The sequence below is a fragment of the Dapis hubbardiae BLCC-M172 genome (assembly GCF_050016015.1).
GTDB lineage: Bacteria > Cyanobacteriota > Cyanobacteriia > Cyanobacteriales > Microcoleaceae > Trichodesmium.
Genome location: NZ_JBNHEQ010000337.1, coordinates 1 through 9,923 on the forward strand (window position 1 = coordinate 1; position 9,923 = coordinate 9,923).

The 9,923-nt window shown below is 35.1% G+C and carries 5 protein-coding genes and 1 tRNA gene; 5 read left to right on the forward strand and 1 reads right to left on the reverse strand.

Translation table 11 applies throughout. The features are described from left to right. Positions 1-30 precede the first annotated feature (30 nt). Positions 31-2,856 (reverse strand): response regulator, encoded by a 2,826-nt coding sequence (locus tag ACP6PK_RS31035; protein WP_426565565.1) that lies wholly within the window; start codon positions 2,854-2,856, stop codon positions 31-33. Positions 2,857-3,370: 514 nt separating this feature from the next. On the opposite strand from ACP6PK_RS31035, the gene ACP6PK_RS31040 reads away from it, so the two are divergent. From ACP6PK_RS31040 to gltX, 5 genes are all read left to right on the forward strand, one after another. After that, positions 3,371-4,909 carry a TM0106 family RecB-like putative nuclease gene (locus ACP6PK_RS31040; RefSeq protein ID WP_426565567.1) on the forward strand — a complete coding sequence of 513 codons (1,539 nt, stop codon included), beginning with the start codon at positions 3,371-3,373 and terminating at the stop codon, positions 4,907-4,909. Between the two features lie 925 nt (positions 4,910-5,834). After that, a complete protein-coding gene (locus ACP6PK_RS31045) occupies positions 5,835-6,959 on the forward strand; it encodes an esterase-like activity of phytase family protein (protein ID WP_426565569.1) in 1,125 nt (374 codons plus the stop codon). Positions 6,960-6,988: 29 nt separating this feature from the next. Then, positions 6,989-7,129 carry a hypothetical protein gene (locus tag ACP6PK_RS31050; RefSeq protein ID WP_168186497.1) on the forward strand — a complete coding sequence of 47 codons (141 nt, stop codon included), beginning with the start codon at positions 6,989-6,991 and terminating at the stop codon, positions 7,127-7,129. 39 nt (positions 7,130-7,168) lie between these two features. Continuing rightward, positions 7,169-7,242, forward strand: a tRNA-Asp gene (locus ACP6PK_RS31055). A gap of 202 nt (positions 7,243-7,444) precedes the next feature. Continuing rightward, on the forward strand, positions 7,445-9,923 hold a 2,479-nt coding region (gene gltX / locus ACP6PK_RS31060), incomplete at its 3' end, for a glutamate--tRNA ligase (protein WP_426565571.1).

Here is a 9,923-nt window from a genome sequence, read left to right on the forward strand (position 1 = left end):
GACTCCTGACTCCTACAAAAGTTTTGTGGTTTACTCAACTGAAAAGCGCTGTAATTCAGCTTGAGTCAGAACAAACTCATTTTCTAATTTAATTAACAGTTTTTCTGCTTCAACTATTAAACCAAGTTTAGCTTTTTTCTCCAGAGACGCAGAAGTTTTCTCCATACCTACAATTCCCAAATTTCCACAACTTCCCTTTAAATTGTGAGCAGTTAATTGTAAAGTTTCAGCGTCAAATTCCTCAATAGCTTTTTTCATTGTTGCTAACAGTTGTGAAGTATCCTCAAGAAACAAATCAATCAATTTTCCTACTACATCTCGTTCATCATCTTTTTGTAGGTGTTTACGAATATTGGCGAGGACTTTCCAGTCTACTAGAATATCGGTAGAAATATTACTTAAGTTTGCAGGGGAGGAGTTAGAAACAAACTCGAATGTTTCCAGAGGTACTTCTAAATCTGAATTTTTATTTGCCAAAATTCTTGTTCCCCAATTTGCCAACACCTGCTGCAAAGCTTCCATTTTGACTGGCTTACTAATATAATCATCCATACCAGTTTTCATGCAAATGTCGCGATCGCCCTCCATAGCTCCAGCAGTCATCGCCACAATAACAGGTCTTTTGTCTAACTCTTTGCCATACTTTTCATAGATATGTTTTGTTGCCTCCAAACCTCCCATTTCTGGCATTTGTACATCCATCAAAACCAAATCATAAGGTATTTGCTCCAAAGCTGTCAAAGCTTCCAGACCATTATTAACTACATCAGCGCGATAACCCATCTGCTCCAACATCGACAATGCGACCTTTTGATTCACAACATTATCTTCAGCAACTAAAATTCTTAAAGGCAGTTGTTTCGCCAGATTCTGATTAATATCTATCTGAACTTGATTTCTAATCCTAATTTGCTGGTTAGACAAAATTTTCATCAGTACGTCGTACAATTCATTGGGTTTTATCGGTTTATTTAGCCAAGCTTGGAAATTTCCCATAGCATCACCTTTCACATCACCTACTGAACTTAGCATCACCAGCGGAAGTGTTTTCAGTTTTGCCAACTTACGAATTTCAGCAGCCAAAGTAAGACCATCCATTTCTGGCATTTGCATATCTAAAATAGCGAGATCGAATTTTCTGCCTTTCCTCAGCAACTCTATAGTTTCTGCTCCACTCTCTGCTTCTGTAGAAATCATATTCCACTTTTTAGTTTGTATTTTTAAAATGAGTCGATTAGTAGGATTATCATCAACTATTAATACTCGTTTACCAGTAAGTTGAGGCTGAGGATTTTGATAAGCTTTAGGAATACTGGGAGCAGTTGTAGTTAAAATTGTAAAGTGAAATATTGAACCTACAGTAGCAGAATCTTGAGAAAGCAAATTATTTTGATTCGTAACAACAGCATTTCCTCCCACATTTCCCCCACTTTCTACCCACATTTGTCCGCCCATCATTTCACATAGTCGCTGACTAATGGCTAAACCTAAACCAGTACCTCCATATTTACGAGTAGTGGAAGAGTCTACTTGAGAAAAAGATTGAAAAAGTCGCTTCAAACCTTCTGGTGGAATACCAATACCAGTATCTCTAACAGCAAAATGGATTTGGTGGGTAGGAGATTGAGAATTATCGGAGTTAATTTCTTCAGCAGTGACACTTATTACTACTTCTCCAGAGTTAGTAAATTTTACCGCATTACTGACTATATTAACTATAATTTGACGCAAGCGAGTCACATCCCCCACAATTGTAGAGGGAGTAGAATCATCCATAATATAGGCTAATTCTAGTTCTTTCTCTGTAGCTTGAGGAACTAGCAGATCTAAACAAGATTCTATACATTCTCGCAAGTCAAAAGCTTGGTTTTCTAACTCTAACTTATTAGCATCAATTTTTGAGAAGTCGAGAATATCATTAATAATAACCAGCAAATTATCACCACTATCACGGATAATTTCGACAAAGTTTCGTTGTTTAGGATCTAGAGCAGTATCTAACAGTAGACTTGTCATCCCAATTACTCCATTCATTGGGGTGCGTATTTCATGACTCATATTGGCCACAAATTCTGATTTGAGCTTGGCTACTGATTGAGCTTCTTTTAAGGCCGTATCTAATTGCTGATTTTTTTCTTCTAATTCTGTTGCTATCTGAGCGGTTTCTTTCTGGGATTGGGCCAGTTTTTGAATATACAGTTTAACCTGTTTCACTGCAGGTCGAAATACAAAGAGTCCCTCTGACAAAAGTAGTAATAGAGCCACTATCAATAATAAATTTTCGGTCTGTCTAGCTTGCTGAACTTTTTTTTGGGCCTCATCATCATATTGGAAGACAATTTCATTCATTCGTGGGAGAAATTTTGCCTCATTTTCCAGAATTTTTTCTACAAAAGGACTAATATTTTTCTGTTCTGAATCTGAGTTTATAGCTATTAGTAAACCTTTAGCCGCCTCGACTATTGGTTGATAATATTCGTCCATCTCAGCAAACATTTGTTTTACTTTAGGGCTATTCTTATTAGCAGGTAATCCTAACTCTGAATCTCCCCACTGTAGTCCTTCATGGGAACGTTGGAATAACTGCACAACATCTTTTAGTTCTTCTTGACGTTGTTTTTTTATTTCTGGGTTGGCAGTAAACTTGAGAGCTAATGAAGCTTTGCTGAGTTTTTGACTCAGCATTCTTTGACGACCTGCAATATTAATTACCCGAGAACTGGTAAACTGATATTCTAGGGCTTTTTTTACTATCATTTTTTCAAATACAAATAACCCTGCAATTACACTGAGTCCGGCAATATAAAGCACCGTAAGGTGGTGAGTTGGAGACGGATTTTGTGTTCTTTTTAACATTTTTATTTTCAAGTTAATTTTTTTGATATTTGATTATTTTATAATTATAAGTAGTTGTGCTTTTAGGAATTTTCTAGTTGAGATAGGGAACAGAGAACAGGGAATAGGGAATAGGGAAAAAGAATTGATAATTTATGGATAAGATTGGAGATATATAATAAAATGTGTAATTAATTTTGCATAAGCACTTAAATATTTACTCTTTTTTCTTTGATTTTTATTTAACCAAAAAAAGAAGTCTAAAGCCTCCCCTTTTAAGGGGATGAAAAGAATAAATTTCATTATTTCAAGCCTTTAGATTTAGGTAGAGGTACTGATAACTGAAATAACCAGTGGATCAAAGTAAAATAGATATAAATATTTATCTGTGTCACTGTATATTTTTGACAAGCAAATCAGATGTCAAACCTCTCATTTAATTCTAATTCAGATTTAAAATACTGATAACTGTTAACGCAGTTCCTCCGATAGGAGGCTAACTGTTAACTGAAATGACTGACTAACTAAATAATTAATGTTTATAACTGACTCTCAGCTACTTTCTTACCAACGCTGTCCCAGAAAAGCATTTTTAGATGTTTATGGAGATTTTAGACAACAAGAATCTCCTAGTGATTTTCTGCTGAAATTAATTAGAGACAGTTCTGAATTTAGGTCTAGTATTGTCAATAATTACAATTATCAAAAGCCGGATTATCCTCACGGAAATTTAATTGCAGGGGCGAAAGCTACAGAACTATTAATGGCAGAAGGTGTTGATGTTATTTACAAGGGAGTATTAATGATTCAGGAATCTGCCATAAAATCACCTCCACAAAATCAAATTTATAGTGGGAATTTTCCAGAGATTAATTTTGTTAGTCATCCAGATTTATTAATTAAACAACCAGGATATTCTCGCTTTGGAGATTGGGTTTATATTCCTACGGATATTAAGTTAAGCAAACGTCCGAAATTAGAGTATCAAATAGTTGCTGCTTTCCATGCTCAAATATTAGAGAGTATTCAAGAAGTTTTGCCGGAAACTGCTTGGTTAATTCTCCGAAAAAAAGGGTTATATAAAGTTAATTTAGAACAGCGAATTCCGCAAATGCAGGAAACTATTTCTGAGTTAATTGATATGTTACAAAATTCTCTAGAACCAGAAGTATTTATCTCCCGTCAAAAATGTAATATTTGTACTTGGTATAATAGTTGTCATGCTGTTGCTGAAACTCAAAAACATTTATCTCTTTTGCCGGGAGTTACTTCTAATAGATATGCTGTATTGAAGAGCTTGAATTTAACAACTTTAGAATCTCTTGCTCAAGCTAATCCTAATGATTTAGAAAGTTACCCTGAATTTATTGATGGAGTCGGAATACAAGTTGTGCAACAAGCTAAATCTGTCTGGGAAAATAAGGTGATTCTAAGAAATGGAAAATTTACCGGAGAACTAGATACTCAAACTTTACCAATTGCTTATTATCCATCAACTAAGTTAGTTAATGCACCTGTAGAATTATATTTTGATATTGAAGCTAAACCAGACATTAACCTAGATTATTTACATGGTGTTTTAGTAGTTGATAAACGCTACAATACAGAAAAATTTTATGTTCAATTAGCCGAAAATCCTCTAGATGAGGAATTAATATGGCATCAATTTTTAGACTTAGTTTGGAAATATCCTATTGCTCCAATTTATCACTTCTGTGAATATGAAATTCAAACTGTAAAAAGATTAGCTAAACTCTATAAAACTCCGACATACAAGTGGAAACCATTATTAAAAAGATTTGTGGATATTCATCAAATTGTAACTAAAAATATTACATTACCTATCGAAAGTTATGCCCTGAAAAATATTGCTCGTTGGTTAGGTTTTGAATGGCGAAATCCTGAAGCTAATGGCGCTCAATCTGTTTGTTGGTATGAGGAATGGTTGAGAAGTGGCGATCGCTCTTTGTTAGATGCAATTGTTATTTACAATGAAGATGATTGTTATGCTACTTATTATATTAAAGAATGGTTGTCAAAATTTTTAGAAGAGGGAGTAGAGAGGAGGCAGTAGGGAGTAGGGGAGTAGGGGAGTAGTGGAGTAATAAATATAAGAATAATTAACACGCTATTAGTTATAGCAATCCTAAATAGCTTGTAAGTTGTAATATTTTATTGTAGGGGTTTGGTTTCCAAATCCCAAGATTATTTAGCCTTATTAATTATATCATGTCCAGTAGCATCGGTATTGCAAGCGAGAAGGTAAGGAAGAAGAAAGAAGAAAGAAGAAAAGGAAAAACCTTACATAAGGTAAATATTTCCCCAATTTTCATACAAACGATACTAGCAAACATGATATTACTTAATAATTGAAGTGTCACTTACGAATTGATAATTGATAATTAATCAATCCGGTTTAAAGCCTCTCCTAATAATTAATTAATAATTATCCATTATCCATTGTTCATTATCAATTTTTCAAGAGGTAATTATCCATTATTCATTATCCATTATCCATTAATAAAAATGCTTTTCCTTGTTATACCATTTCTCAAAATTCAGCAATTAAAAATTAATAATTATTCGGTAATTATACGTTTGGAAGGTGTTCAAGAATTTAGAGTTTAGAATGCGCGAATTACCTCTCCTTGAAAAGAAGAGGATTGACGAACAGGAAAATTTTTATTTATTATCCCCTTAAAAGGGGAGGCTTTAAACCACAATATTTCGGTAAAAATAACTGGAGAAATCACAGAGGTTAGCTAAAAATTCAATTACGTCAATAAATAGTATTTAGAAATATAAAATCCAAGTATAGCAAAGTTTTTGATCATTGGTATTATGAGGTATAACAACAGCACTTAGAAAACTAGTTTTTTATTTGAATGTTATTGATATTTTATGGTTCAAATGTACTGCAACTATAGCAATGGGTTGGGAGACCAAACCCCTACATTTTTTTCACAAATAATTTACGATTACTATAATAATTAGGAAATATGAACAAGAAAAAAAATCAAATATTTATATCGTTGATTTTCACCTTCGTTACTTGTTTAGTTATTCTGGGAATTACAGCCATAGTTATTAAGTCAATGACTCAAGCAACTATTCCTCAAATCACTTTTTTAGGAGAGGTAAATTTTCCCACAGGTTTAACATTTAAAAATACAGAAGTAGGCGGACTTTCTGGCATAACTTATAATCCAGATCAACAAATTTATTACGCAATTTCTGATGACCGTAGTAGTAAAGCACCAGCCAGATTTTATACTCTAAAAATTGACCTAGAGGCAGATAAAATTTCAGAGGAAACTGTAACTTTTATAGATGTCACAACTTTATTAAATGAAACAGGTAAATCATTTCCTCCTTTGACTCTTGATCCAGAAGGAATTACTTTTACTGGCACTAATTTATTTATCTCTTCTGAAGGAGATAGAGAACGTCAAATACAACCATTTATTAGAGAATTTTCTCTAGCAGGTAAACAACTACAAAATTTGCCAATTCCGGAAAAGTTTCTTATACAAGCTGACAGTGGAATTAGAAATAATATGGCATTGGAAAATTTAACTATTACTCCTAGCCAAAAATATCTCTTCACTGCCACAGAAAATGCTTTAGTTCAAGATGGGGCAGCAGCAAATATTTCTACTGGTAGTCCTTGTCGAATCTTAAAGTATGATTTAATTAAAGGTCAGCCAGTAAAAGAATTTCTATATATCACAGAAGCTATTACTTCTACATCTAATAATTTAGGTGGTTTGAAAACTAATGGTTTAGTAGAACTAATAGCCTTAGATGATACTCATCTTTTAAGTCTAGAAAGGTCTTTTTCTCTAGACACTGGAAATGTGATTAAACTATTTAAAGTTGATTTGTCAGATGCAGATAATATTCAACAAATTAATAGTTTAAATACTCAATTGACTAATATTTCTCCGGTACAAAAAGAATTACTGTTAGATTTGAGCAATCTAGAATTAATTTCAGACAATATTGAAGGAATGACCTTTGGCCCAATCTTGGCAGATGGTCGGCGATCGCTCATCTTAGTCAGTGATAATAATTTTAACCACCTACAAGTGACTCAGGTTCTCATTTTCAGCACTAATCTCTAGCCTTCAAAATCAAAAATCAAAAGTCAAAAGTGAAAGAAAAAGTATGGAAAGATTTATCTTCTAATCCTAAATCAAAAAAAATGAAACTCTTAAAGCCTTATATAGTAAAAGTTTTGGCTAAAACGAACAGAAAGATTCAAAAAAAAATTAGAGAAATGCTTGACAAATAAAATAGAACGCGCCATAATAATATATGGCTTGAAAAACAAGGGACTGTAGTTCAATTGGTTAGAGCACTGCCCTGTCACGGCAGAAGTTGCGGGTTCGAGCCCCGTCAGTCCCGTACAATAGATAACTTAACACTCATAACAAATCTCATCAATATTACTGTTTGATGAATGCCTAATTTTTATGGTAAAAGTAGGAAATCAAGTCAGTATCAAAATTAGAGATTTTTACATCACTCTGGTAAATATAAATATCTTCTCAGATTTAACCAGAAGTAGAATAAAATCTAAAAACAAAAAACTAAAATAGAAATTGATATGAGTGTTAGAGTTCGTTTGGCCCCAAGCCCAACAGGAAATTTACATATCGGTACAGCCAGAACTGCTGTATTTAACTGGTTATTTGCAAAAAACCAGAAAGGAAAATTTATCCTCAGAATAGAAGATACAGATTTAGAGCGCTCCCGTCCAGAATATACTAAAAATATTACAGAGGGACTAACTTGGTTAGGATTAGAGTGGGATGAAGGACCATCTTATCAGTCCCAACGTCTAGAACTATACCAGAAAGCAACTCAAGATTTACTAGACAAAGGATTAGCCTATCGCTGTTATTGTACAGCAGCAGAACTAGAGGAAATGCGGGAAGCTCAGAAAGCCAGAAAAGAAGCACCCCGCTACGACAACCGTCACCGCAACCTCACGGCAAAACAACAAGCAGCTTTTGAAGCAGAAGGAAGGCAAGCTGTAATTCGCTTCAAAATAGATGATGACCGGATAATTACCTGGAATGATATGGTCCGGGGGAAAGTAACTTGGAAAGGAAGTGACTTAGGTGGAGATATGGTCATTTCCCGTGCTGCAGGAGGAGGGAAAGTAGGACAACCCCTCTACAATATGGCAGTGGTAGTAGATGATATGGATATGAAAATTACCCATGTGATTCGGGGTGAAGACCATATTGCTAATACAGCTAAACAAATATTACTTTATGAAGCTTTAGAAGGGAAAATGCCAGAATTTGGTCATACACCTTTAATTCTGAATAAAGAAGGACGAAAATTGTCAAAACGGGATGGAGTAACTTCAATTTCTGATTTTCAAGAATTGGGTTTTACTCCCGAAGCACTAGCAAATTATATGTGTTTGCTTGGGTGGACACCTCCAGATGCAACGCAAGAAATATTTACCCTAACAGAAGCAGGAGAAAAGTTTAGTTTTGCCAGGGTGAATAAAGCAGGAGCTAAGTTTGACTGGGATAAGTTGGATTGGATAAACAGTCAATATTTACATAATTTACCAGTAGAACAACTGACAGATAAATTAATTCCCATCTGGCAAAAAGCAGGGTATGAATTAGATCCTAAAGGCGATCGCTCTTGGTTAGAACAACTAACCGCATTAATAGGACCTAGTTTGACTCGTCTGACAGATGCAGTGGAAATGAGTAAGTTATTCTTCTCTCCTACTGTAGAACTAGATGAAGCAGCAACAAAGCAAATGCAGAATGAAGATTCTGTTAAATCTATTAATTCTCTTCTAGAAATGATAAATGCTGATGTACCTCTAGGAGCGAATGATGCACAGCAAACTATTAAAAAAGTTACTCAGAAGGTTAAGGTTAAGAAAGGGATTGTGATGCGATCGCTAAGAGCATCCTTAACAGGTGCTATGCAAGGACCAGATTTAATTCAGTCGTGGTTACTGCTGCATCAAAAGGGTTTTGATGTATTACGGTTCAAAAAATCTTTAGGTCAGGAAATTGAGGAAACTAAGAAAGTAGAAACTACTCCTAATAAGAGTGAAGTTAGTGGTGTGGTAGAAACAGCAGTTGCAAAATCTCCTGCTTTATCAAAAGAAGAAACTAAGACAACAAAACCACCTGAACAAAAACAAGTAACAGAGAACAAAGAGACAAAAATTTCAACACCAGTAACTCCGAAAACTCCAACTACTGGTACAGCAGCTAAGACTTCAACTGAACCAAAGGTAGAAAAAGAGAGTAAAGTTTCCACACCAGTAACTCCAACTACTCCGAAAACTCCAACTACTGGTACAGCATCTAAGACTCCAGCAGAACCAAAGGTAGAAAAAGAGAGTAAAGTTTCCACACCAGTAACTCCAACTACTCCGAAAACTCCAACTACTGGTACAGCATCTAAGACTCCAGCAGAACCAAAGGTAGAAAAAGAGAGTAAAGTTTCCACACCAGTAACTCCAACTACTGGTGCAGCAGGTAAGACTCCAGCAGAACCAAAGGTAGCAAAAGAGAGTAAAGTTTCAACTCCGACAACTCCAACTACTGGTGCAGCAGGTAAGACTCCAACTGAACCAAAGGTAGAAAAAGAGAGTAAAGTTTCAACACCAGTAACTCAGACAACTCCAACAACTCCAACTACTGGTACAGCATCTAAGACTCCAGCAGAACCAAAGGTAGCAAAAGAGAGTAAAGTCTCAACTCAGACAACTCCAACAACTCCAACTACTGGTACAGCATCTAAGACTCCAACTGAACCAAAGGTAGCAAAAGAGAGTAAAGTCTCAACTCAGACAACTCAGACAACTCCAACTACTGGTGCAGCAGCTAAGACTTCAACTGAACCAAAGGTAGAAAAAGAGAGGAAAATCTCAGCATCACCATCATTAGGAACTCCAACAACTGGTGCAGCAGGTAAGACTCCAAGTGAACCAAAGGTAGAAAAAGAGAGTAAAGTATCAACACCAGCAACACCAACAACTCCGACAACTGGTGCAGCAGGTAAGACTCCAAGTGAACCAAAGGTAGAAAAAGAGAGTA

Coding starts and splice junctions, on each gene's coding strand:
- ACP6PK_RS31035 (WP_426565565.1), bottom strand. CDS start 2,856: ATGTTAAAAAGAACACAAAATCCGTCTCCAACTCACCACCTTACGGTG.
- ACP6PK_RS31040 (WP_426565567.1), top strand. CDS start 3,371: ATGTTTATAACTGACTCTCAGCTACTTTCTTACCAACGCTGTCCCAGA.
- ACP6PK_RS31045 (WP_426565569.1), top strand. CDS start 5,835: ATGAACAAGAAAAAAAATCAAATATTTATATCGTTGATTTTCACCTTC.